This is a genomic window from Pontibacter brevis (assembly GCF_054779655.1).
Genome location: NZ_BAAGXV010000088.1, coordinates 1 through 25909, shown reverse-complemented (window position 1 = coordinate 25909; position 25909 = coordinate 1). Strand labels below are relative to the sequence as shown.

The window sequence follows — 25909 nt, the reverse complement described above, 5'->3', positions numbered from 1 at the left end:
ACCTGTTTTGATGAACCCTCTTTTTAACAGGCACAATAGCAAGAAAACTTCAGGTATGTGTAACTTATTTGTTCACACGGGGACGTGTAGTGCCGGCAGCTACCTTTCTGCGGCTTCCCCTAAAGCTCACGAAATAGAGTGCAAAGCCAGACAGGATGGTGACCATACCCACCACAGAGAACAGGCGCAGCAATATGTTCCCGAAGTTGTCACGGCCTTGGTAGTCCATCGTGTGCAGCATCCAAAGGAAATCGAACAGGCGCCATTTATTGTTCCGAAACTTCATGACCTCGCCCCGTTCACTGGCTACATACACGGTAGTGTTGGTGGGGTGCTGCATCGTAACGGCATAGGCAGGCAAGGGACTCTCGCGGTACTCATGGTGCTGCCCGACCTGCCCCTCCGTCAGGTACTCCACCTGTTGCACGCCTACCGCTTCGCTAAAGCTGTTCCGGGCCATCTGCACGGCCTCCTGCTCTGTGAGACTACCGCGCAACATACCAGTTCGCGCCACAGCCAGCTGTGTCTGCGGCATGGCTTCCCCTTCATGGTTCGCAAAGTAAATTACCTGATAGGCAGGCTCACCTAATATCTCGATTAACCTAACTGATTTCACGGAGTCTGCGCGGGGCAGCAGCGCCAGCACCTGTGCCGGGGAGGCCAACGCCATCTGGCTGCTGAAATTTGCCGGGGCTTTCCGCTGAAAATCCCCGTGTATCTCCTCTATATCTGACCAACTGAAGTACAAACCGCCCAGTGTCCAGAAGATAAACTGGATGCCGGTGAAAAGACCTAAGTAGCGGTGGGCTCTGCGGACGCGCAGGTGTGTTTTACGGTTCATAAGGTAAGGATTTAAGCAAATATACCAGAAACACTATAAAATTTTTGACCCTCTTTGTTAAATTTTTATGCCTGTTGACCCGCTCTACAGCAGCTTCTGCAATGTTTTTTACCTAATGATATTTTTTATTGTAACATTTGGTGAAAATTTTTTCTCACTGAGTGTAACAAAATCCATTATTAGCTGTACAAGTATCCTAATAAAGGAATATATTATATATAATAACTAATATATTTAATTTGAAAACACTTTTACCAAGCATAAAAATCAAATGAATCATCCAAAAAGGCAATGTGCTACGCCACGTTACCTAAGTCCGCCTTATTTTCTGCCTAAATAATACAGTTAAAATACTGTGTTCTAGTTTGTAATGCAATGGATGCTGCTAAACCCGCGCTGAAATTACATTATCAGTACCTCTTTTGCCCCTCTGTAAAGCTAAATATAGCTTTTGTTAAATATAAGAACCTATTAATACCACAAAACCCGAGCAACAAGCTTTAAAACCCTAACCCTATTTTTATGCAAAAGAATTTTACACAATTGATTGCGCATTTTCTGAGTGCAAAGAGGTATACTGTTCCGGCAGGTATCTTACTGTTAGTTTTAGCAACCTCATTTTATGTATGGGCGGCTGTTGGTGTGACGGTCTCAGGAGGTGCGTCTTTTCCTATTTCTGCGGATTTGGCAGCTAATAGTGATAGCCCAAGTAAGGGCTTTACATTATTAGGAGATGTTGTAATACTAGAAGGTGCTGACGGAGACTTTTCGAGTGGCGGAAATCTCGTACTAACAGCTCCATCTGGCTGGACTTTCAAGCAATCTGGTGTTACTGGAGCTGTTGTAAATGGAAATCCTAATACAGGTAATTCGAATACAAACGTTGCAATTAATAATAGTAGTGTATCTTATACAGCTACAACTATTACAATACCGTTCACTGTAAATGGTACTAATCAGCTTGACAAAGTAACAATTAGTGGAATTGAAGTTCAAGCTTTGAATGGTGGCAATATCCCTGGTTCAGGTAACATTACAGTTGGCTTGTCTAATAATGCTGTTGTATCAGGTCTGCCTACTAATATCGATAGAGCATTATCACAAGTGGCTGGCGCTGCCAGAAAAGTAGGCTTCACGACGCAACCTGGTGGAGCACTTATTAATGCAAGCTTAAATCCACAGCCTGTTGTAGCTATACAGGACCAGTTTGGCAACACAGTGACAACTGCAACCTCACAAGTGTCGCTTACGATTGGAACAAATCCTCCAGGGGATGGAGTTTTGGGTGGTACTGCAACAGTTGATGCGGTTAGCGGTGTAGCGACTTTCTCTGATTTGAATATTGACAAAGCCGGAACAGGCTATACATTGATAGCTTCCAGCGGTACATTGACGGCTGCTACAAGTAATACTTTTACTGTAAATAATCCCCGACCTGTTATAACTGCAGTTAGTGGTTGTTTATCTGCTGGTGATCCAGCAACACCAGTGACAATCACTGGTGAGAATTTTGTTTCCGGTGCTACCGTTACTTTTGGAGGTATTTCTGTAACAGCCATTGTTGAAAGCTCTACCACTATAACAGCTACTTTGTCAGCAGAAGCCTTAGCTACTTCTGGTAACAAAAACGTGGTTGTCACAAATCCTACTCCTGCTAGCAATAATGGGGTGTCTGAGCCTTTTTCTAAACAGGTATTGTCATTAATAACACAAGGTATATCCGGAACTTCTTCTGTGTGTGTGGGCCAAACTGGTGTTAATTACGCTGTATCTACTAATTCAGGTGTAAGTAGATATGAATGGAGAATTGATTCGGGAGATGCTGCTATCGCTTCGGGAGGAGATACAAGAAGTGTACGTGTCAATTTCGGAAGTACTGCAGGTACAGTGGTAATCTCACTGGTAGCCTACAACCAGTGTGGTAAACCTGGTCCCCCTTCTTCTATAACTGTTACTGTTAACCCGCTCCCAACAGCTGTAATTGAAGCTCCTAGTACTACGGAATCCTGTGTGGGGAGCCCAATCACTCTTACAGCAACACCAGTAGAAGGAGCTACTTACCAGTGGTTGCTTAATGGAACAGTCGTTAAAGACTATACTACTGACAACTCTTATGCTGCAGGTGCCTCTGGTAAATACCGTGTAAGAGTAAAAAGCAGCGCAGGCTGTACAGCCATATCAGGCGAAACCAGTATAACTATATACCCATTACCAACAGCTACTATTGCAGAAGGTGCTACTGCCACTTATTGTGCAGGTGGCTCCACAACACTTACTGCACAAGAAACCGGAACTGGCTATACTTACCAATGGTTTCTTAATGACTCAGCACTAGAGAATGGAACGTCAAGTACTTTAACTGTAAGCGCAGAAGGTGATTATAGAGTACAAGTTACCCGAAATGGCTGCAGCACAATGTCTGAGCCTACTACCGTAACAGAACTCCCACTGCCAACAGCTGAAATAACTCCGGCATCTTCAACTGAGTTCTGCGCCGGCGGCTCTGTAACTCTGAATGCCACGTCTGGTGAAGGCTATACTTACAGGTGGTTTGCTGAAGGAAGCACTACGGTGTTGGATTCAGATGCTAGCTTTACTACTTCTACACCAGGAAATTACTATGTTGAGGTAACCGGCAGCAACAACTGTACTGCTACTTCTGCCTCGGTAGAAGTAATAGTGAACCAGTTGCCTGTGGCGACCATTACAGCAACGGGCCCTACTGATCTTTGTGCAGGAGAATCAGTAGTACTAAACGCGCCGGAGGCTCCGGATGGCAGTACGTACAGTTATGAGTGGCGCTTAGAGCAGAATGGCAGTACAACTGTAGTAGGTGGTAATAACCGAAGCATTGAAGCCGCTGACCCAGGTACCTATACAGTGAGGGTAATCAACACAGTGACTCTTTGCGAAAGTACGTCTGTTGGAACTGTGGTAAGAGAAGGCTCTTTGGAGTTTGCCATTTTTACCTATACAGGTCCCACAGAATTTTGTGAGGGCGGAGCATTGCAGTTAGATGCGATTTTACCTCCGGAAAGCCAAACCTATGAGTACCGTTGGATAAAAGATAATGTGACAATAGTTGGTGAAATAGGCAGTAGCTACACCGTTACTACTACAGGTACATACCAGGTAGAAATCACGGAAACCAGTATTGAGAATGAATGTGTAAGACTTTCTGATCCCTTACAGGTAACTGTAAACCCTCAGCCAACGGCCAGTATCAGCGGGGATCCACAATCCTTATGTGCTGAGGCTGATGGTAGCACCAGTTTTTCTGTCAGTGGTACGTTTTCTGGCGGCACAGCTGTCTGGAGTTCCGATAACACAAACTTTGCGATTCAAAACCCTGTCTATGACACTACCACGGGTGTAGCAACAGCAACTGTAGTGGCAACAGGTTCAGGCGATGCGACTATCTCCCTTACAACCAGCAGCACAGTAGCAGGATGTAACGAAGCGGCCGATGCTGTAGTACTTAACGTCAAACCGCTACCAACAGCCACTATTACTCCACAAGGAGAAACAACTTTCTGTGAGGGAGGTGAGGTTGTATTGAATGCGCCAGAAGGAACGGGTTATACTTATCAATGGTATTTGGAAGGAACTGGCCAACTAAGCGCAACCGGAAGTAGCTATACTGCCAGCCTAGCAGGTACTTACTATGTTCAGGTTACGAATAACCGCTGCATGGTACAGTCAGAGCCTGTAACGGTTACTGTTAACCCACTCCCAACAGCTACGATTCAGACAGATGGCCCCCTTGCTTTCTGTGAGGGCGGCTCTGTAACACTTAATGCTGTATCTGATATTGGCACAAGCTTTGTCTGGTTCAGAGATGGAGCGCAGGTGGGAACAGGTGCTGCATTTACTGCCAGGGAAAGCGGCAGTTATACAGTACAGGCAATTGTAGAAGCCACTACCTGTAGTAACATATCTGCGGCCACGGTAGTGGACGTTGATCCGACTCCTGACGCTACTATCACAGCTACAGGCCCAACAACTTTCTGCCAAAACGAATCGGTGCTATTACAGGCTCCCTCTGCTCCGGAAGGACGAACATATTCCTACCAATGGTTTAACGGCTCTACACAGATTGCTGTAGATGGCACCAGCCAAACCTATCAGGCTACTGAGAGTGGTAATTATACAGTGCGGGTAACAGACACCAGCACCTCTCTCAACTGTAGTGCGACAACATCTGAGCCTGTAGCTGTAACTGTAAATCCATTACCGACAGCTTCTATCACATACACTGGTTCAACAACGCTCTGCCAGGGAAGTGCATTGTTGTTAACTGGTAATTCTGATACTGGCACCAGCTTTATATGGTATAGAGATAACGTACAAGTGGCCACAACTTCAACATATTCTGCTACCCAGTCTGGTAGCTATACTGTCCGAGCTATCAATGGCAACAACTGTATAAGCAATATGTCAGCTGCAGTTCAGGTTACTGTGAACCCAGCAATCACTGGCAACACCATAGCAAGCGATCAGACAGTATGTTCTGGAGGTACCATTGCGGCACTTGGTCAGGCATCAGGTACTAGTCTTGCTGGTGGCGCTACGCCTTATCAGTACCAGTGGGAGCAAAGAATAGGTACATCAGGCGCCTGGTCAGAAATTTCTGGGGCTACAGCTGCTTCCTACACTCCTCCGGTGCAGACAGTAACTACTGCTACCACCTTCTACTATAGAAGAATAGTGAGCGGCGGCGGTTGCTCCAACACCAGCGAACCTGTGTCTGTGACAGTGAATCCGCTTACTCCTGCCAGCATCTCAGGTGTGACGGATGGCGCTACTTATTATACAGGGCAAAGTAGTATTGCACTTGCAGGAAATCCTACAGGAGGCACGTTTACCGGACCGGGTGTAAGCGGAAGTGTTAGTGCAGGCTTTACCTTCTCTCCTTGTGCGGCTGGAGTGGGTATACATACACTCACCTATACATATAAAAACTCAGCAGGATGTACAAGTACAGCACAAGTGCAGGTAAATGTAGTGCAATCAACCTACAGAGCTGTTATCAAAGCGGATCCGCATCCTTTCTGTCAGGGAACAAATGTAACTTATACAGCTACAGTGTACAGAGATCTTGCTGAAGGGGATATTATTTACCCATACCTGGTGAATGAAAAAGGTGAACCTGTAGATAAAGCAGGCAACCTTATTGAGCAAGGAGCGGGTAAATTCCCTGTAGCAAATGACAAATATCCATTCCCTGAGAATACACCAGAATCTATAAAACTATTGGCTTACAGATTCTTCCAGCCTATAGTCAAAGAAGGGGTGCCAACCGCTAATTTATCTGGCGTAACGTATCAGTGGTTAAAAAATGATAAGAACGAAAGAAAAAATGACCAACCTACAACTACTGATGCTGGTTTGTCTTCGCAAGATTATTATAGTGTTCGCGTAGAAGGCACTGCATGCGATATACCACTTGTGTTGAATTCAAACAGGATGTACAGCGCAGAGATACCTGGTTACACAGCAACATTGGCCGCTAGTCCAAATCCTATATGTAAAGGAGATGCTGTGCTTCTCACAGCAACACTTGGCACGTTTGATTGGAGCACTGCTAATACGCAGTTTGAGTTTGTGTTAACAAGAGATAAGACTGAATACATTTTAGGAACTGTACCATATTCAGGAACAAATACAGTTGAGTTAAGTACTGATGCTACTGCTGTTGTTGCGGGTGGCTTTATAGACGGAGATAAGGTGTTCCTGAGGTTTAAATCTGATGTTGATTCATACCAAGCCAGTACCAAATGTGCCGGAACAAATGTATCTGCTCCTATCACTATAAGAGTTAATGATATCATATCGGCAACGGCTACACCGGATTCTGATGTAATCTGCTTAGACGGGCAAGTAAGCTACTCTGTTTCTGCTACTAAAACGGGCCCTGCAGCTCTAAGCTACACTTGGACTTTAACAAATGAATCTGGAGTTGTGACTTATACAGAAACAACTTCAAATGGAAGTATAACCTTCAGCAGTCCTGCTACTTCTACACCAGGTGTTTATGATGTGAATGTGACAGTTTCAAATGGGTGCGAAGATATACTTGTGCTGCTAGGAACCCTGACTATCAGACCAGCATTAACCCAATTCACAGTTACAGGTGGTGGTAGCTACTGTGAAACCGTTCCTGAGAACTTCCCAATCACGCTTTCTGGCTCTGAAGCAGGAGTGGATTACACGCTGTGGCGAACAGTGGATGGAGTCACAGACTGGGTGCAGACAATAGAGGCTGGTACTTTTACAGCAGGAACTCCTATTGAGTTTAGGGAACAAACCATACCAGGTACCTATACTGTAAGAGCAGATTATGATACAGAACCTCTTTGCACTATAGAAATGACAGGCAGTGCAACTATCGAAGCAGAAGAGCCAACCATAACAGCTTATGGTGACCTGACCGTTACCTGGACAGATGATGACCTGGACCAGTGGATAGTGGTAGCATCAGAATATTCTGAAAGTTATGGAGCAAATCCAATCTTCAGATGGTACACCAGGACAGCTGCTTCACCCGAGAATCCATGGACTTATACCGGAGCCAGCACTACTAATACACTGATTGTTGATAACCCCACTGAGGATCTGGAAATAATGGCGGAGGTGTTAACAACTGATGGAACATGTCAAATGTTTGTCTTAACCAACATCGGTGTAGTTCCTCTCCCAGTAGAGATCATCTACCTGAACGCCAGCAAGCAAGGCAACGATGTGTTGCTGGAATGGGCGACGGCGTCGGAGCAGGACAACAAAGGCTTCGAGGTGCAGGTGTCTGAGGACGGCTTGAACTACAGACTGCTGAGGTTCGTGCCAAGCAAGAATGGCAACTCCAATACCAAACAGGTGTACGCCTTTACGGATAAGGAGAATGGCAAGAGCGGCACACGCTACTATCGTCTGAAGCAGATTGACCATGCCGGAACCTTTGAGTTCTTCGGTCCGAAAGTGGTGACGTTTGATGCCGTAGCGAGCAAGGTGATTGCCTTCCCGAACCCGTTCCATGATGAGGTAACACTTGATATCGCTTCGGAGACGGATGGCGAGATGCTGATTGTAGTAACCGATGCCATTGGCAAGCAGCTGATGGAGCGAAAGGTGAAGGTAGAGCGAGGCTTCACTACCGAGAAGCTGAAACTGGACGCGGGTTTGCCGAACGGCCTCTACATCATCAAAACACAGATTAATGGTTACACCCAGTTTATCAAAATGGTGAAAGAATAATGCATCAAAGAAACTAATAGGGTTTAAAGCTGAAAGAGCCGGGTATTTTACCCGGCTCTTTTGCTTTTAAAGAATATGCGTTGGCGATACGTTCAACAGTGCACCTACAGCACCGGTGCAAGGAAGCATACCAGAGTAGCATCTCCTGTATCAAATCAACGGGATGGCGCTGTATGGAGGAAGGCTTTCATGCGAGCGGCCCCTGTTTTGAATCTTTGGAGAACGAAACCTTTGATTGTTCTCCCCATAAAACTCAACCCGAGCACAAAACTTTAATGAATAAAATAATCTATTAGTTGTCTTATATCAGTTTATAATATCACACATTCATTCCAAAGCGCTTTAGTTTCTTCTCCTTCTCAAACCACTACATCTTTTACCGTTTTAGTGTAAAATAATACTGTCCTGTTATCTAATTGGATCCTGTTTTGTTGGAGGCAGCAGGTAAAAAAAATAAATAATAATTTAAATATACATATTATTAAATATTCTTTTTATTACCTTTAACTCGTTGTAGAACTAAAAAGTGACAAAATATGAAGGATAAAGCTTTGAGAACAAAGATATACCTGAACATGCCTATCTCTACCGCCTAATCATTTAGCCAGTTCATTTTTAGGTCAACAAGCCATGTAATTAAAGCTAATCAACCCAGCTTTAAAGTACATAGCTCAGCCTCTTATGCCCCTCTGTAAAGCAAAATGCAGCTATTGTTAAACTTAAAGATTCTTTAATACCACATCTACCCTGGCAACAGGCTTCAAAACTCTAACCCTATTCTCTATGCAAAAGAATTTTACAAAGTTTATTGTGTATTTTTTTAGTTCAAGGAGATACACTGTTCCGGCAGGTATCTTGTTGCTGTTTTTGGCAACCTCATTGTATGTTTGGGCGGCCGTTGGCGTAACAGTTTCAGGAGGAGGGACTTTTCCAGTTTCTGCCGATTTAGCTGCCAATGCTACGCTTACAACACCTGCTTACACTCGGGTAGGGGATATTGTGATACTTGAAAACCTTGATGGAGATTTTTCTAGCGGCGGTAACCTTGTATTGACAGCTCCATCTGGTTGGGTTTTCAAGCAGGGTAGTGTTACCGTAACTGTAGTTAATGGACTTTCCACAACGGGTAACTCTGGTACAAATGTGTCAGTTGTTAATCAAAATGTTACATACCCAACAACAACTACAATTTCCATTCCTTTCACGGTAGATAAAACGAATCAACGCGATAAAGTAACTATAAGTGGAGTTGAAGTTATGGCCTTGAATGGTGGAAACATACCTGGTTCGGGAAAAATCTCCTTTAGTTTAACAAATGGTGCAGTAGTAGCAGGCTTACCTGCTACACTCGATCAGATATTGTCCCAAAAAGCAGGTGCTGTCAGAAAGGTAGGTTTTACTACGCAACCTGGAGGTGCACTTATCAATGAAAGCTTGAATCCTCAGCCTGCCGTAGCTGTACAGGACCAGTTTGGAAACACCGTTACATCATCCAATGCGTCCGTTACTGTTGCCATTAAGAACAATGCTGGCGGAGGTACTTTGAACGGTACAAGAACAGTCACTGCATCGGTAGGCGTTGCAACCTTTTCGGACTTAAACATTGACAAGGCAGGAACAGGTTATACTCTTGAAGCCACAAGTGGTACATTAACCTCTGCAACAAGTACAGCTTTCACTGTTTCAAACCCCAGCCCAACAATTTCCAACCTCTCTACAAATTGTAAAACAGAGGGCGATGCTGCCTTTACTCTAACCGTAACAGGTACAAGTTTTATAAGTACATCAGTAGTACAAGTTAACGGAAATGACAGAACTACAAAATTTATTAGTGCTACGAGTTTAGAAGCGGATATTACTGCCGCTGATTTAGCCAGTGAAAGAGATTTAGCATTAACCGTAGTGAATCCAGGACCTGGCGGTGGCACCTCATCTTCCGCTACGTTATCGGTGCGTCCCAACTTTAGCCATGAGCCCATTACAGGTGAGGCGGAAGTTTGTGCCGGAGGAGAGGTTACATATTCAGTACGATCAGGATTTACAAATTATATTTGGAGTGTTTCTTCATTAAATGGTGTGACTCTTGTTTCTGTACCCAACATCCCACACTCTAAAATTTTAAGAATTTCTCCAGAAGCTTCTGGCACAATTACTATAAGTGTAAGCGCAACAAATGACTGTGGTTCTGGTGTACAGGGCATAACAACAATGGACGTTCTTGTGAAGGCTACACCTATTGCAGCGATTAAACCAGGAGAAACGGCATATTGCCAGGGCGGTAGTTTAATTCTCTCGGCAGTTGATCCAGGTGATGAGGCATCATATTCATACCAGTGGCTTATCGTAAATGCTGATCTGTCTACTACTCCAGTTGGTGCTGATGCACCAAGCTTTCCTGTTACTGCCCCTGGTACGTATGCAGTAAGAGTAACAGGATCTAATGAATGCCCAAAAACCTCTGCTTCAGTTACGATCACAGAAACGCCTACCCTTAGGCAGGAGGCAATTTCAACTCCGGTTAATTATTGCCAGGATGCAGAAGCAGTGGCCCTTAATAGCACTATAACAGGAGGTGTCACTGCAAAAGAATACTTCTGGGAGCAAAGCAATACGGGTACAGGTGATTGGCAACCAGCAGATGGCCAAAATAATCAGGAAGCTTACACCCCAGGCACGACTACACCCGGCACAGTCTACTACAGAAGAACCATTACTTCTGGCGGTTGTAAGAGCGAGAGCAATTCTGTAGCTGTAACTGTTACGCCTGCTATAACAAACAATACCATTGCTACCTCTAATCAGACTGTATGCTCCGGTGGTGCTATAGCCGCTTTGGATGGAAGTCCCGCAGAAGGAGATACTGATATTGAATACCTGTGGGAGCAAAGTTCAAGTGATGCAGGACCGTGGACAAAAGCAGGTGGTACGAATAACCTGGAGGATTACCAGCCAACTACACAAACTGTTGAAGAAACAACTATCACCTATTATAGAAGAACAGTAAAATCCGGAAGTTGTGTGGATAGCAGTATGCCTGTTGCTGTTAAAGTTACAGCTGTGCCTGTGGCCTCTATTCTGGAAGGGCAGATAATAGATAATAGAAAAGTAACTTATTATTGTACTGGTACCGCTACCTTGACCGCTGTAGATGGCGATGGCTACACCTTTGAATGGTTTAATACCGCTGATGATACAGCCCCAATATTTACTACAAGAGAGATAAACGTTGGAGCCGGGAGTTACTATGTTAAAGTAACTCAAATAACAGACGGTAATGCTTGTTCTTCTACATCAGGTGTTATAACTGTTGAGCAGACAATCCTAAACTATGTTAGTATCAGAGACCATCAGACGGTATGCTACAATGAAGAACCGGCACCACTTATCGGGGAAATTGCTCAGTCAACTGCCGGTGGTGAACCAGGCTATCAGTGGCAGGTAAAGGCTACAGAAGGTGGCGTCTTCAACAATATCACAGGTGCAAAAGATAAAGACCTGGAGTTGGGTGCTCATACAGGAGATAGATGGTACAGAAGAATAACTACAGTAGGTAGCTGTGCAGTAGAGAGTGATGTTATAAAGATAACAGTGCTGCCACAGATAATTAACACCCTAACTTCTGCAAACCAGACAATATGCCAGGATAGCCCTGCTCAAACCATAACAGGCGATGCGGTAACAGGTGGTAGTGGTCAGGGTTCTTATACTTATGCATGGCAACAGCGCGTTGGAACTAATGGTGCCTGGGCAGCAGCTCCTGGTGTAAGTAATGGGAGTGATTATACACCACAATCAACAACTGCTGGTACTTATTATTATAAACGTATTGTTACTTCTGGTTCCTGTGCACCTATAGAAAGTAACATTGTGTCTCTAACGGTGCAGCCTTCTCTTACTGGTAACACTATTGCAGGTACACAAGCTTATTGCCAAAATGCACCTGCTTCTGCTTTGACAACTAGCGGGACCTTAAGTGGCGGGACTGGTAGCTACAGCTATACTTGGCAGCAGAGTTCTACCAACACGGAGACGTCAACCTGGACGGCTGCTACAGGCACCAACACGCAAGCTAGCTATACCCCTTCTACAGCGACTGCCGGTACGACGTACTACCGCCGCATAGTTACCTCAGGTAACTGCTCAAGTACAAGCGAAGAAATCGCTGTAACGGTGACTCCATCTATAACTGCCAACACCATATCAGGCACGCAAAGCTACTGCCAGAATGCAGCAGCTTCCGCACTGGGAGGAGAGGTGACCGGAGGAGTTACTGATAAAACGTACCTATGGCAGCAGAGCACTACCAACACGGAGACGTCAACTTGGACGGCTGCTACAGGTACCAACACGCAAGCCAGCTACACCCCTTCTACAGCGACTGGCGGAACGATGTACTACCGCCGCGTTGTCACCTCTGAGTCATGCTCAAGTAACAGTAATGTTTTGGCCGTAGTAGTGACGCCATCTATAACTGCTAATACTATTTCCGGAACCTCAAGCTACTGCCAGAATGCCACTGCTACCGCTTTAAATGGTACTGTGAGTGGAGGTACTGGAACTTATGCTTATACATGGCAGGTAAAAGCCGGTGAGAGCGGTACCTGGGGAACAATAAGTGGGGCTACGTTAGCAACTTATGTGCCTTCCACTGCACAAGCTGGTGATTTCTACTACAAACGTATCGTTACTTCAGGTGCTTGTACAAATGTTGAAAGTAACGAGTTTAAGGTTACAGTACTTCCAGGTATAGTGAACTCGCTAATTGGCCCCACTATCTACAGCTACTGCGAGAATAGCCCTGCTACAGCTATAACAGGTACAGTTAGTGGCGGGGATGGGACAAATTATGGTTATACATGGCAGCAAAGTTCAACAGGAACAGGCTCCTGGACTTCTGCAAGTGGGACAAATAACACGGCTGCTTATACACCACCAACCACCACTGCCGGCACTACTTATTACAGACGTACAGTAACATCAGGGGTTTGTGCTGCACCTGTAGCCAGTGATAAAGTCATAGCGGTAACTGTTGTACCTGCAATTTCTAATAACACAATCTCAGGCCCAACGTCAGTGTGCTTCAACTCCCAGCCAGGTCAAATAACAGGTTCAACTCCATCTGGTGGTTATGGAGGGTACACTTACCTGTGGCAGCAAAGTACAGATAATGCTACATGGGGTTCTGCAGCAGGTACTAATAATCTAAAAGACTATCAGGCACCTGCCTTAACTCTAACAACAAGGTATAGGAGAGTTGTCAGTTCTGGTACTTGCCAGGCTAGCGTGTCTGCTGTTCATACAATTACTGTAAACCCGCTGCCTCAGAAGCCAACTATTACAAACCTGGCAGCTGTCCACTATACAGGTGAGACTAGCTTTACACTGCAGGCCAACCCTTCTAATTCAAGTGGCAGGTTTACAGTAAAGAATGCTTCCGGACAGACTGTGTCTACTAGTGCTACCTTCTCTTCTTGTACTTTAGGAGCTGGTACATTTACAGTTACATATACCTATTCCGATGGTACCTGTAGTAATACTTCAGACCCTGTGACAGTAACAATCAAACAGTCCACCTATAAAGTTATCATCAAGGCCAAGCCACACCCATTCTGCCAGGGTGAGAATGTTGAGTTTGAAGCGTTTGTGTACAGAGACGCCAATATAGTTTATCCGTACCTTGTTAATGCAAAAGGAGAACCGGTGGATGCGAGTGGTGCCCTGATACAGAAGGGGGCTGGTAACTTGCCTGTGTGGAATCCTGATTACCCATATCCTGCTGAGGCATCACAGCTCGTAAAAGAGCAGGGATACAGGTACTTTCAGCCTATTGTTACGGGCGGAGAAAGAGTAGACCCAAGCAAGTTTTCTTACCAGTGGCAAAAGAATGAAACACAAAACAGAAAGAATGGTGAGTATTTAACAAGTGATGCCGGTCTCTCATCTCAGGACTACTATAACGTTAAGGTGTCAGGAACGCTCTGCGATGCGGAGCTGAAAGACCAGGTGTCCTACAGAATGTACAGCGCTGATTTACCTGACTATGAGGTAAGCCTCGCAGTGTCGCCAAACCCGATGTGTACAAGTGGCCCGGTAACTCTGACGGCCACTTTGGATGGGGACTTTGATTATTGGGCAGTAGCCGATTTGGAATTACAGTTCATCCTGACAAGAGATAAAACTACTTATACGTTGAACACCCTCCCTTATGATGGTTCAAACACCATAAGCTTTACCTATAATCCGGCAGGTACAGCTATAGGTAGCTTCATAGATGGAGATAAGATACATATAAACTTTACATCTGACGTTGACAATTATGTGGGAGGCAAGTGTGCTGGTAAAACAGTTTCTAACACTGTTGAGCTAAAAGTGCATCAGCCTGTAGTCATAACTTCCTCTCTCCCAACACCGGTGGAAAGATGTGAAGCAGGTAGTGTAACGTTTAGTATAACGGCAACAGGTACTGACCTGCGCTATGCCTGGTACAAGGCTGGAACCACTCCTACCTTATTGACGAACAGCTCAGGTAAAATAAGCGGTGCTACGACAAATTCCATTACTATCTCTAACCTGGCTTTAACTGACGCAGGTAACTACTATGTAGTTGTTAGCAACGGTACAAATTCTGTTTGCACTACGTCTGCCGAATCGAATAAAGCAACGCTTGTAGTCAATCCTTTAACAAGGATCTCTGCCCAGCCGCAGCCTCAGACGCTCTGTGTAGGTCAGACAGCATCCTTCAGTGTAACAGCCACTGGTACAAGCGTAGGTTACCAATGGTTGAAGAATGGTGCAGAAATTTCAGGTGCAACTGCAAGTACTTATTCTATACAGGCAGTGACAACAGCGGATGCAGGAAGCTACAGTGTAAGAGTGACTGGCACGTGTGGTACTCTCACCTCTGATGCAGTAGCGCTCACAGTGTATACGCCACCAACTATCTCTGCCCAGCCACAGCCTCAGGCTCTCTGTGTAGGTCAGCAAGCCTCTTTCAATGTTACAGCCACTGGTACAAACTTAACATACCAGTGGTTGAAAGATGGAAGCACTATAACGGGTGCAACTGCAAGTTCTTATTCTATACAGGCAGTGACGACAGCGGATGCAGGAAGCTACAGTGTAAGAGTAACTGGCACGTGTGGTACACTTACCTCTGATGCAGTAGCACTTACTGTGGATACACCACCGGCTATCTCTGCCCAGCCAAAGCCACAGGCTGTTTGTGTCGGCACAGGGGCAACATTTAATGTAACAGCAACTGGCACAGACATTGGTTATCAGTGGTTGAAGAATGGTGCAGAAATATCTGGTGCAACAGAAAATAGTTATACTATTCTTTCCACAACAGAGGCTGATGAAGCGCTGTACAGTGTGCGCATAACTGGTAGTAGTGCTTGCAGTACTGTAACATCTGATGCGGTAATGCTTACAGTAAATCCAATGATAACAGCTGCAGCTAAATTGCTTGTTAACCCAGATCCGGTGTTGATTAATGAACCAGCTACTTTTACTGCCGAAACTGAGATAGGAGGAGGTACAGCAGTAATATATCAGTGGTATGTGTGGGATGAAACAACAATGGCCTGGGTACTAGAAGCAACGCATACTGCCAATTCACCAACTGATGATTTCGTTATAGCTTCAGTTGAGCAAGGAGAACTCAAAGTGAAAGTAGAAATCCAACCAAGGAATGATGGGACTAACTGCTATAATGCCTTGACTCTTGAGACCGGTAGTATCACTCCTCTCCCAGTCGAAATCCTTTACCTGAAGGCCAGCAAACAAAGCAACGATGTGCTGCTGGAGTGGGCCACGGCGTCGGAGCAGGACAACAAGGGCTTTGAGGTGCAGGTGTCGGAGAATGGATTGAACTACAGACCGCTGGCGTTTGTGCCGAGCAAGAACAGTAACTCCAATACCAAGCAGGTGTACAAGTTCACTGATAAGGAGAACGGCAAAGCTGGCACACGCTACTATCGCCTGAAGCAAATTGACCACAGCGGAACCTTCGAGTTCTTCGGGCCAAAAATGGTGACATTTGGCAAGGTGGCAAGCAAGGTGATTGCCTTCCCGAACCCGTTCCATGATGAGGTAACACTCGATATTGCTTCGGAGACAAGTGGCGAGATGCTGATTGTAGTAACCGATGCGGTTGGCAAGCAGCTGATGGAGCGGAAGGTGCAGGTAGAGCGAGGCTTCACTACCGAAAAGCTGAAACTGGATGCAGGCTTGCCGAACGGCCTCTACATCATCAAAACGCAGATTGGTGGCTATACTCAGTTCATCAAAATGGTGAAAGAATAATGAATTAAGAAGTTAATAGAGTTTAGAGTTGAAAGAGCCGGGTATTTTACCCGGCTTTTTGCTTTTACACCTGTTTTATTATGCACAGGCTGTGCGCTCAGGTACCTGCAATTCAATGATTTCATGAGGTTGCATTCCCTGGCTAAGGTGAGCCTTCTTATTTATCGCTTGTTATTACCCATGGAAAATGCCGCTTGAAAGCTCCAGAGCCTTATTTGAGATGGCAAAACCCATATACCGTGAACACACGAAGCGTTCGGTCGTAAAGCAGAGTTTGAACAGACACACAACATGCTATGAAAGCGATTTTTTATGAAAAGTACGGTGATGCTGATGTGCTGCAGTATGGAGAGCAACCAACGCCAGAGGTAAAAGCGGATCAACTGCTGGTGCGGGTGCATGCCTCCAGTGTAAATCCTGTAGACTGGAAAGTGCGCTCGGGCCACTTGCTGCCAGTGTCCGGCCTAAATTTCCCAAAGATACCGGGCCACGACATTGCCGGCGAGGTAACAGCTGTAGGGGAAAGCGTGAGAACTTTCAAACCCGGAGACCGTGTGTTCGGCATGCTGGATACAGGTTTGGGAGGAGCTGCTGCAGAGTATGCAATAATCTCAGAAAAAGCAGTTGTACCCATACCGGAGAACCTGAACTACGTGCAGGCGGCTGCCGTGCCCCTGACTGCCCTTACGGCTTTGCAGGCACTGCGCGACAAAGGCGAACTGGCACAGGGCGAAAAGGTACTTATCAACGGGGCCTCCAGTGGCGTAGGCACTTTTGCCGTGCAGATTGCCAAAGCACTGGGAGCCGGAGAGGTAACGGGTGTATGCAGCACCGACCACATCGAGCTGGTAAAAAGCCTGGGCGCAGACCGGGTGATAGACTATACTGCAAAAGACTTCACAGAGATAAAAGACTGCTATAACATCATCTTTGATGCAGTAGCCAAAAGTACCTACCTGGACAGCAAAGACAGCCTTTGCAAAAATGGGCGCTATGTCACGACTGTGCCTAACCCCAAAGACGTAGCGCTTGGGTATGCTTTATCTGTTTTTTCTGATAAAAAGCTGAAAATGCTGGTTGCTGATGAGAAAGGGGAGGACCTGGAGCTGATTGCTGCCTGGATAGAAGCAGGCAAAGTAAAGCCGGTGGTGGACAGGGAATACCCGCTCCACGAGGCAGCAGAAGCACACCGCTACAGCGAGGAAGGGCATGCTGCCGGTAAAATAGTGCTAGTGGTGGAGTAGGAACTGCTACAGGAAGTAACAGGTACGTATAAGATAGCAGGTACAAAATATAATAACTGTTAAAAGCTATGGAACAGGAACAGACGAATTTATTAAAAGACTACTCAATAGAGGAAAAAGGAGCCTATTTTGGAGCTTTGGCCACGATGGCCTCGGCAGATGGGAAAACAACAGAGGAGGAACTGGAGTTTTTAAGCTTGATGAGCGAGGCCGCAGAACTTCCGGAAAATGTACACCAGGAGGTGCTGCAAATCGCTAAAAACCCGTCGCAGATAAATGTGCAGAAGTGCCTGGATGTGCTGAAGGACAGTCAGTTGCGGTTCTCCTTCATTACTGATATCATCAGCTTCGCCAAAGCAGATGGGCATTATTCACCGGAAGAGCAGAAGGAAATTCAGCGCATGGCCGATTACCTGCAGGTAAACCAGAAACAGTACAGCATCTTAGAGCAGTATGTCAACAAAGCTGATGAGGCACAGAAGCAGGGGGAAGACCCTACCTCACAGTCGTTCCTGAACAAGAATGGCTTTGGCGACATGTTCAAGAATGCCGGTATCTCTCCACAAATGGTGCAGGGTATTTTAGGTGTTGCGGCTCCCCTGGTTATCGCGTCGTTGTTGAGCGGCGGGCGCCGGCGCCGGTATGGTTATGGTGGCGGTATGATGGGCGGCGGATTGCTCGGAGGCCTATTAGGTGGTGGCATGATGGGCGGCGGCATGTACCGCAGCGGAGGCGGACTCGGCTCTATCGTTTCCATCCTGGGAGGCCTTAACGGCAGAAGGGGCTACGGCAACATGCGGCGCTCCGGAGGTCTGGGTGGCCTGCTGGGAGGCATACTTGGAGGTGGCAGGCGCAGCGGTTCAGGATGGTAAGCAGCTAAGGACAGCGCAACACAACTTGTAGCAACCTGAGGCTTTCTTCCATTGCTGGGAAAACACATTCCAAAGCAGCAGGTACTTCGCCTTCGTTGCAAGGCGGAGTACCTGCTGCTTCTACTCCAGTTCCTGTTCAATTAACCTGCGCAGGTCTTCTTCACGCAATAGCCCGCGCACTTTTTTATTGCCGATGATAAAGGTGGGCACTGCAGTTACGCCTACCTCTTCATAAGCATGGCGCAGGGCTTTCAGGTGTGCTTTTTTGTACTTGCCTGATTCAACCGCTGCTCTGAATTCCTCTTCATCCAGGCCGACTTCTTTTGCCAGCCTGGTCAGTATCTCTATGTCTCCTAGGTCCTGCTCTTCCTGAAAAAAGGCAGTAAACATACGGTGGGTATAAGCCTCTCCAAGTCCTTTTTCCTTAGCGTACTGGTAGCCTTCAAAAGCCCGGTGCGTGTGTGGTTGTGGCGATACTTTAGGTAGCACAATGTTAATGTCCAGTTGCTCCGCCATCGGGTACACTGAGTTTTGCCAGGTTGTCTGCAAATAGTTTTCTTCCGGTTTAAGCGTGGGGTTAGGATATGGGCGTAACTCAAAGGGCATCCACTCCAGTTCTACTTTGTCTTCTATACCTCTTAAAGCCCGTTCCAGCACCACTTCCCCGAAAAAGCAGTAAGGGCAAACATAGTCTGAGTATACCTTTATCTGTAGCATGTGTCATTATCTAGTTTGTACTTGTTAGTACCACCTGGACTCCAATTTGTTTCCCCTTTGTTTAGACATAGAGGTATATACAGCTAATTTTTAGTAGATTGAGGCCCTCAAATTACCATATAACTATGTTTCGTCATTCAATACTGTTGTTGGCCTTGGCAGCAAGCCTGCTTTCGTGCCAACAGCAACCTCAACAGACTACCACTACACAGGCGGTCTCACAAACTGCCACTACCTTTTACTATCCCGGCGAGGGCGACGATTGGGAACGCCGCAACCCGGAAGAGCTAGGCCTGGATGCAGCGAAGCTGCAGGAATCAGTAGCATGGGCCAAAACACAGGAAACAGCACAGATGCCGAAAGATTTTTCCACACAGGAGGAAATCTTCGGAAAGATGCTCGGTCCACTGCCCGCTGACAGGGCTGAAACGAACGGAATCATTCTTAAGGATGGGTATATCGTGGCGGAGTGGGGCGACACCAAGCGTCCTGACCCAACCTACAGCGTCGCAAAAAGCTTTTTATCCACTATCCTGGGTCTCACAATAGACAAGGGAATGATAGAGAGTATCTACGACCCGGTAGCCAAGTATGTAAAAGACGGTGGCTACGAATCAGAACAGAACCGTAAGGTTACCTGGGAGCATCATGCCCGGCAGACAACAGAGTGGGAAGGAGAGCTGTGGGGTAAAAAGCACGACTTTGTTGGCAAAGAAGAGTATGGCCGCGGCGAACGCAAACCCCGTGAACTACAAGAGCCGGGCACCTACTATGAATATAACGACGTGCGTATTAACCGCCTGGCCCTGTCGCTGCTGCGCGTGTGGGAAAAGCCTTTGCCGGAGGTGCTGGAGGATGAAATCATGGACCCGATCAATGCTTCAGATACGTGGCGCTGGGTGCCTTACCGCAATTCAAAGGTGAAAATAAACGGCACAGAAATGCCATCTGTGAGCGGGGGTACGCGCTGGGGCGGGGGCCTCTGGATTAACACCCGCGACGAGGCCCGCTTCGGCTACCTGTTCCTGCGCAACGGCCGCTGGAAAGACAAGCAACTGGTGTCGGAGGCATGGGTAGAAGAAGCGACTACCAGGCGAGGTCCTGTTGGCCCGGATTACGGTTATCTGTGGTGGCTGAACACGGAGGGCAAAGCCTGGCCAAATGCTCCCACTACCAGTTATGCCGCCTTGGGCGCAGGCCAAAATACTATTTGGGTGGACCCTGAGCACGACATTGTAATAGTGTGGCGCTGGCACGACGGTAAGCAGGATGAGCTGTTTAAGCGGGTCCTGGAGGCAGTGAAGTAATTTGCTTCTTATTCGTTCATCGTTGCTCATTCACCGTAATAAATTGTTTTGTGACAGTTCAGTCCTATGAATGCAGTGTTGCCTCCCTGTAAAGGGGGCCTTCCCGAAAGCCTTGCTTTATGCGTAACATCAGCTGATACATGAAACTGACAGCTATTAATTAATTTCTGATGCTCACTTCTTTACCTGCTCAACGCCACTCTAAACTTGTGTACCGTGTTGCGGTGGGCTGCTTTTACTTCTTGCAGGGGCTGTCCTTTGCCAGCTGGGGTTCCAGGATACCCACCATACAGCAGCAGATGGGTCTGTCAGAAGCGGAGCTGGGTGGTGTGCTGCTGGCATTGCCAATAGGACTGCTGCTTTCGCTGCCTGTAGCGGGGTGGGTAATTGCTAAAACAGGGAGCCGCAGCGTGCTTATATTTGCAGGCATCCTTTACAGCACTACCTTGGTAGCGATTGGCTATTCAGAGACTACGTTGCAACTGGTAATTGCTTTGTTCGTGTTCGGCTTTGCCGGAAACCTGATGAACATTTCTGTTAACACACAAGGGGTAGGTGTGGAGGATTTGTATCAGAAGTCCATTATGGCCTCTTTTCACGGGATGTGGAGCCTGGCCGGGTTTACCGGGGCTGCTATCGGTACCCTGATGATTGGGAATGGCGTAGCCCCGTTTCACCATTTCCTCCTGATTATGTTCATTTCCTATATAACCATTGCGGTTGCCGCTCGCTTTGTGCTGCGCAAAGACGTGAATACGGATGGGGACAAGCCCATCTTTGTCATGCCGGACAAGTCGCTGATTGACCTGGGCATCATCTGTTTCTTTGCGATGATCTGCGAAGGCGCCATGTTCGACTGGAGCGGCGTGTACTTTAATAAGGTAATAGGAGCAGAAGGAGCCTGGATTGGTGCTGGCTATACGGCTTTTATGTGCACCATGGCCGGCACACGCTTTGTAGCAGACTTCTTTACAAGACGCTTTGGTTTGCAGCGCATCTTGCAGGCAAGCGGTACCCTCACCGCCTCCGGACTGCTGATTGCTGTGCTGCTACCTCATTTGTATACTGCCATTCTGGGTTTTTTACTGGTAGGAGCGGGTGTGTCAGCGGTGGTGCCCTTGGTATATAGTGCAGCAGGGAAATCGAAAGTGATGTCGCCGGGAGTGGCATTGGCTGCTGTGTCCACTATTGGTTTCTTTGGCTTTTTGTTAGGGCCACCGCTGATTGGTTTTATAGCAGGGGCCACCAGCCTGCGGATTTCCTTTACTGTTATCGCGGCTATGGGATTGGCTGTTGCTGTAGTTGCCACGAAATCTAAAACCATAGAATAGGAGCAGGAGTCGCATAGACCTCGCAGCGTGCGCAGCTCCTGCGAGTGTCTTGCCGGCTACAAGGCAAAAGCCGTTGCATCAAACGCTCGCAGGAGCTGCGCACGCTGCGAGGTTTTTAACTTCAGCCGTACAAATAAAAACAGCCACCCCAAATGAGGTGGCTGTTTTGTTATCATCAAACTTTATAATTCTTAATGGCGGCAGGTGCAGTGCTCTCCGGCGATGCCTTCGAAGCGGGTGTCGGTGCCTTCATGCCAGTCGAAAGCGGTGGCGTAGCGGTCATTTTCCCACCAGAATTTGCCGGGTTTTTTGTCGTAGTTACCGGTTTCGGCCATCGTAGCGGCATCGTACAGGCGACCGTTTACCATCGTGTACTTCACGTGCTCCGAGTTCTGGATGTTCTCCAGCGGGTTGGCGTCCAAAACAATCAGGTCGGCCAGTTTGCCTGCCTCCAGCGAGCCGATTTCTTTGCTCATGCCAATGTACTCAGCACCGTTCAGTGTAGCAGCACGCAGGGCTTCATGGTTCGTCATTCCGCCTTGCTGCAGCATCCACAGCTCCCAGTGTGCGCCTAAGCCCTGCAGCTGTCCGTGTGCGCCCAGGTTTACTTTCACGCCGTTGTCGGTTAATACCTTACAGGCTTCTGAGGTTTTGAAGTAGCCGTTCTTGTATTCCTCATCCGGCACCTGCGTCACAAAACGGGCACGTCCATCTATAACGGAGCGTGGGGTGAACTTCAACAGGCGCTCTTTTTCCCAGACATTGGTGTTCTGGTACCAGTAGTATTCACCATTCACAGCACCGTAGTTCACAATCAAAGTAGGAGTGTAGCCCGACTGAGAAGCTTTCCAAACCTCAATTACATCCTTATAAAGCGGCGCTACCGGAATGTTGTGCTCCACGCCGGAGTGGCCGTCCAAAATCATCGTCATGTTATGGAAGAAGGTGGAACCACCCTCCGGGTACACGCTCATGTCCAGTTCACGGGCAGCCTGAATTACCTGCTGGCGCTGCTCGCGGCGAGGCTGGTTATAGCTCTTCACAGAGAATCCTCCAACGGCTTTCAGGCGGCGCAGGTGCGAACGGGCATCGTCTATGCTGTTGATGACTGCTTTGAAGTTACCGTCGGCACCATAAAGAATTGTACCGGTAGAGTAGATGCGCGGGCCAATCATAGCACCGGACTTCACTGCTTCTGACTGGCTGAATACCATCTCAGTAGTAGAAGAAGGGTCATGGGTAGTTGTCACGCCATAGGCCAGGTTCGCATAGTAAGACCACTGTTTCTGCGGACTCATACCTAACCTGAAAGTGCCCAGGTGTGCATGTACGTCCACAATGCCCGGCATAATGGTTTTGCCGTTAGCATCAATCACTTTGGCATCTTTCGGCACTTGCACATTTTTGCCAACTGCCACAATGCGGTTGCCGTCTACTACAATTGTTCCGGCTTCAATCACTTCATCGCCTTTCATGGTAATGATGCGAGCGTTGGTGAAGGCTACTTTGCCTTCCGGAATATCTGTGTTCAGCACCAGACCAATCTTAGACCCAGTTGTGTCGATGGCAGGCAATTTATCCGGCGCACCAGGAACAAAGGTGAAGCGATCTTTCAGGTCGTTGGAGTAATACTCATCCCCCAGCACCCAATTAATTTTCTTGCTGTCGGCCGACCAGTGGATGCTGGTACCAGCGTCGCGGGTAAAGCGGGCAACAGGTACAGCTTTGGTATCGGCGCTTAGGTCGAGGCCGTTGCCGTTTGTGGAAAAAGGAGCTACGTACCCGTTGAACAGTTCTACAAAGCTAATCCACTTGTTGTCCGGGCTTGGGTAGAACTGGTCAGTATACTTGGAGGTATAATGCGTCTGCTCCTCTTTGCCATTCAGGTCCACGCTCTTGAAAGCGTATTTATCGCCTTCACGCGCTGTGAAGAAAATACGGTCGGAAGAGGCGTTGAACTGTGGAGAGGAGCCGCGCTCCTGCACTAATACCGCTTTGCCTCCGTCGGCAGGCATATAATAAATGCCTTTCTCTTTGCTGTGCACGTAGCCCTGGTGGTTGTTACCGCCCTCGCGGGTGTACACAATGAACTTGCCATTTGGCGAGAACTTAGGCTCTGTGTAGAAGCCTTTCTCTGTCGTCAGTTTGGTTGGCTTCGCGTTCTTTTTGCGGATGTCGAGTTTGTACAGGCCGCTGAAATTGTCGTCGTTCCAGGTGGAGTAGACAATAGATTTTCCGTCTGGCGAGAAGGATGGGTAGAACTCAAAGTCCTGACCTTTGGTGATACGCTCCGGCTTTCCGTTTGGCAGTTCTTTCTTATAAATGTACCCTGCTGCGTTGAACACCAAGGTCTTACCATCCGGAGAAGTTTCGGCATGGCGGATTGCCTTTGCTTCAAATTGCTTTGGAGAAACGCCTGTTTTGCTGTGGTCGTAACGCACGGCATCCGTAATCTGGTGCGTAGCGGTGGCCTCAAACGGTATGTTGCTTACCTGCTTCGTGGCTACATCTACTTTATTGATTTTACCGTCAGCCCAGAACACGATGTTTTTGTTGTCTGGCGTCCAGGAGAAGTAAGGGTAAGCACCGAAGATAGCCCAGGCTTCCTGCTGGTCGTGGCTTAACTTATCATACACCGGCCATTCCTCACCTGTTTTCAGGTCGTGTACGAAGAGAACGGATTTGGTACGCACGCGGCGCACGAAGGCAATCTGCTTTCCGTCGCGGGAGATAACAGGGCGCACAGAGCCGCCGTTTCCAGTCACCACATTCTCAATCTCTCCTGTGTTACGGTCTACGCGGCGAATCACGTAGATCTGGCCGTTCGGGTCCTTGTTGTACTCAAAGTTGGAGCCGCCACTCATGTCTTCGGAGAAGTACACATACTTTCCATCAGGTGATACAAAAGGCTCCCCGGCATCCTGCTGGTCGTTTTTTCGCTTGGTCAGCTGCACACCGGCACCGCCGCTTCTGTGGTACATCCACATTTCGCCGGCACCCAGGGAGCGGGTGTTGGTGTAGTGCTTGCGTGCTATGAGATACTCACCGTCCGGTGTCCAGACAGCGTTATTGAGTAAACGGAAACTCTCATTTGTGATTTGCTTGGCATCAGAGCCATCGCGCTTCATAATCCAGATATTGTCGCCACCGCCTGCATCAGATGTAAAGGAGATGTACTGGCCATTCGGGCTGAAACGGGGCTGTACTTCATAAGCACGGCCGCTCCGGATGAGTTTTGCCTTGCCACCGCTGATAGGCATGCTGTAGATATCACCGAGCATGTCGAAGATGATTTCCTTGCCATCCGGACTCACGTCCAAGCTCATCCAGGTGCCTTCGTTGGTGGTGACGGTGATTTCTTTCTGCGGTCCGTGGTTTTCTTCCACTTTCCACTTCGTTTCTTCTTTTTTGTCCTGGGCATTAGCCGCGCCGATAGGGAGGGCCAGCGCTGCTGCCAGTAACATACTCAGATAGGTACGTTTATTCATGTGTAGGTTGAATGTTAGATTAGTATTTTCAAAGTTAGAGATTAGGCCGCAGAAAAAATAGCCTTCTGCCCGGACCAGATGGGTATAGGACACATGGCAGGCAGTATGAGTTCAGGTAATAGCAAAAACGCTTCACTGCTGTGGAGCTGGTGAGGCTTAAGTAGTTTTAGTTGATGTTTGAGTGAATGCTGCCGCTGACTACAGTTGCCGTTGCTGTGCGTTTTCACCAACAACTTGTTTGCTGGTCAAAAGACGCAGCAAAGGCGGAGGTGCAGTGGGGCTTACACAGGCAAGTGAGCGGAGACAGTGTTCTATGCCTATGTGTCTTTTAACTAAATATAAGACAAAGACAGAACGTCTTATGCCTTATGTCAGGCAGTCCTTTCTACCGGTCAAAAAGCATAGCAAAATTACTTGCCATTTCGACCAAAGGGAAAAATCAGGGGCATTTGTAGGCTTACCTGAAGTTCGGCCATTTAAAAGTTGTAAAAACTACTAACTTTAAATGGAATGAAAAAGACAAAGTTTACCGAGACACAGATTATCAAGGCCAT

The 25909-nt window shown here is 47.3% G+C and carries 13 protein-coding genes and 2 pseudogenes; 8 read left to right on the top strand and 7 right to left on the bottom strand.

From position 1 onward, the window contains the following. Positions 1–64 precede the first annotated feature (64 nt). Both ACYVB1_RS19535 and ACYVB1_RS19530 read right to left on the bottom strand, forming a co-directional pair. A complete protein-coding gene (locus ACYVB1_RS19535; protein ID WP_460925493.1) occupies positions 65–841 on the bottom strand; it encodes a PepSY domain-containing protein in 777 nt (258 codons plus the stop codon). A 1361-nt stretch (positions 842–2202) separates the two neighbouring features. Continuing rightward, the gene (locus tag ACYVB1_RS19530; protein WP_460925592.1) at positions 2203–2466 is read right to left on the bottom strand and encodes a hypothetical protein; all 264 of its coding nucleotides are present in this window, start codon (positions 2464–2466) and stop codon (positions 2203–2205) included. A 4-nt stretch (positions 2467–2470) separates the two neighbouring features. Here ACYVB1_RS19530 and ACYVB1_RS19525 point away from each other — a divergent pair. Together ACYVB1_RS19525 and ACYVB1_RS19520 are read left to right on the top strand one after the other, a co-directional pair. Beyond that, positions 2471–2713, top strand: a pseudogene (locus ACYVB1_RS19525) (hypothetical protein); the annotation flags it as partial. Between the two features lie 15 nt (positions 2714–2728). Beyond that, positions 2729–8092: an Ig-like domain-containing protein gene (locus ACYVB1_RS19520; protein ID WP_460925589.1), complete on the top strand. Its 5364-nt coding sequence runs from the start codon at positions 2729–2731 to the stop codon at positions 8090–8092. Between the two features lie 719 nt (positions 8093–8811). Here ACYVB1_RS19520 and ACYVB1_RS19515 read toward each other — a convergent pair. Both ACYVB1_RS19515 and ACYVB1_RS19510 read right to left on the bottom strand, forming a co-directional pair. Further along, the gene (locus tag ACYVB1_RS19515) at positions 8812–9048 is read right to left on the bottom strand and encodes a hypothetical protein (RefSeq protein WP_460925492.1); all 237 of its coding nucleotides are present in this window, start codon (positions 9046–9048) and stop codon (positions 8812–8814) included. Between the two features lie 666 nt (positions 9049–9714). Beyond that, the gene (locus ACYVB1_RS19510; RefSeq protein ID WP_460925591.1) at positions 9715–10053 is read right to left on the bottom strand and encodes a hypothetical protein; all 339 of its coding nucleotides are present in this window, start codon (positions 10051–10053) and stop codon (positions 9715–9717) included. Between ACYVB1_RS19510 and ACYVB1_RS19505 the strand changes: the two are divergent. Next, positions 9995–10228 (top strand): annotated as a pseudogene (locus ACYVB1_RS19505) (hypothetical protein); the annotation flags it as partial. The gene ACYVB1_RS19510 and the pseudogene ACYVB1_RS19505 overlap by 59 nt on opposite strands. Here ACYVB1_RS19505 and ACYVB1_RS19500 read toward each other — a convergent pair. Next, complete coding sequence (locus ACYVB1_RS19500) at positions 10138–10569, bottom strand: hypothetical protein (protein ID WP_460925590.1); 432 nt, start codon at positions 10567–10569, stop codon at positions 10138–10140. The pseudogene ACYVB1_RS19505 and the gene ACYVB1_RS19500 sit on opposite strands and share 91 nt — an antisense overlap. 67 nt (positions 10570–10636) lie before the next feature. Here ACYVB1_RS19500 and ACYVB1_RS19495 point away from each other — a divergent pair, with 67 nt between their 5' ends. From ACYVB1_RS19495 to ACYVB1_RS19485, 3 genes are all read left to right on the top strand, one after another. Next, the gene (locus ACYVB1_RS19495; protein ID WP_460925588.1) at positions 10637–16396 is read left to right on the top strand and encodes an immunoglobulin domain-containing protein; all 5760 of its coding nucleotides are present in this window, start codon (positions 10637–10639) and stop codon (positions 16394–16396) included. A gap of 296 nt (positions 16397–16692) precedes the next feature. Beyond that, a complete protein-coding gene (locus ACYVB1_RS19490) occupies positions 16693–17640 on the top strand; it encodes an NAD(P)-dependent alcohol dehydrogenase (RefSeq protein WP_460925491.1) in 948 nt (315 codons plus the stop codon). A gap of 68 nt (positions 17641–17708) precedes the next feature. Further along, positions 17709–18512 carry a tellurite resistance TerB family protein gene (locus ACYVB1_RS19485; RefSeq protein WP_460925490.1) on the top strand — a complete coding sequence of 268 codons (804 nt, stop codon included), beginning with the start codon at positions 17709–17711 and terminating at the stop codon, positions 18510–18512. A gap of 120 nt (positions 18513–18632) precedes the next feature. Here the strand turns inward: ACYVB1_RS19485 and ACYVB1_RS19480 are convergent, their stop codons facing one another. Then, positions 18633–19229 carry a DsbA family oxidoreductase gene (locus ACYVB1_RS19480; RefSeq protein ID WP_460925489.1) on the bottom strand — a complete coding sequence of 199 codons (597 nt, stop codon included), beginning with the start codon at positions 19227–19229 and terminating at the stop codon, positions 18633–18635. A 125-nt stretch (positions 19230–19354) separates the two neighbouring features. On the opposite strand from ACYVB1_RS19480, the gene ACYVB1_RS19475 reads away from it, so the two are divergent. Beyond that, positions 19355–20536, top strand: coding sequence for a serine hydrolase domain-containing protein (locus ACYVB1_RS19475; RefSeq protein ID WP_460925488.1), 1182 nt, complete (start codon positions 19355–19357; stop codon positions 20534–20536). Between the two features lie 170 nt (positions 20537–20706). Next, complete coding sequence (locus ACYVB1_RS19470; RefSeq protein WP_460925487.1) at positions 20707–21867, top strand: MFS transporter; 1161 nt, start codon at positions 20707–20709, stop codon at positions 21865–21867. A 191-nt stretch (positions 21868–22058) separates the two neighbouring features. Here ACYVB1_RS19470 and ACYVB1_RS19465 read toward each other — a convergent pair whose 3' ends face one another. Beyond that, a complete protein-coding gene (locus ACYVB1_RS19465; RefSeq protein WP_460925486.1) occupies positions 22059–25355 on the bottom strand; it encodes an amidohydrolase family protein in 3297 nt (1098 codons plus the stop codon). Positions 25356–25909: the final 554 nt, after the last annotated feature.

Bases quoted from the DNA above. Each gene is read 5' to 3' on its own strand.
- ACYVB1_RS19485 (WP_460925490.1), top strand. From the start codon at position 17,709: ATGGAACAGGAACAGACGAATTTATTAAAAGACTACTCAATAGAGGAA.
- ACYVB1_RS19465 (WP_460925486.1), bottom strand. From the start codon at position 25,355: ATGAATAAACGTACCTATCTGAGTATGTTACTGGCAGCAGCGCTGGCC.
- ACYVB1_RS19490 (WP_460925491.1), top strand. From the start codon at position 16,693: ATGAAAGCGATTTTTTATGAAAAGTACGGTGATGCTGATGTGCTGCAG.
- ACYVB1_RS19480 (WP_460925489.1), bottom strand. From the start codon at position 19,229: ATGCTACAGATAAAGGTATACTCAGACTATGTTTGCCCTTACTGCTTT.
- ACYVB1_RS19470 (WP_460925487.1), top strand. From the start codon at position 20,707: ATGCTCACTTCTTTACCTGCTCAACGCCACTCTAAACTTGTGTACCGT.
- ACYVB1_RS19475 (WP_460925488.1), top strand. From the start codon at position 19,355: ATGTTTCGTCATTCAATACTGTTGTTGGCCTTGGCAGCAAGCCTGCTT.
- ACYVB1_RS19535 (WP_460925493.1), bottom strand. From the start codon at position 841: ATGAACCGTAAAACACACCTGCGCGTCCGCAGAGCCCACCGCTACTTA.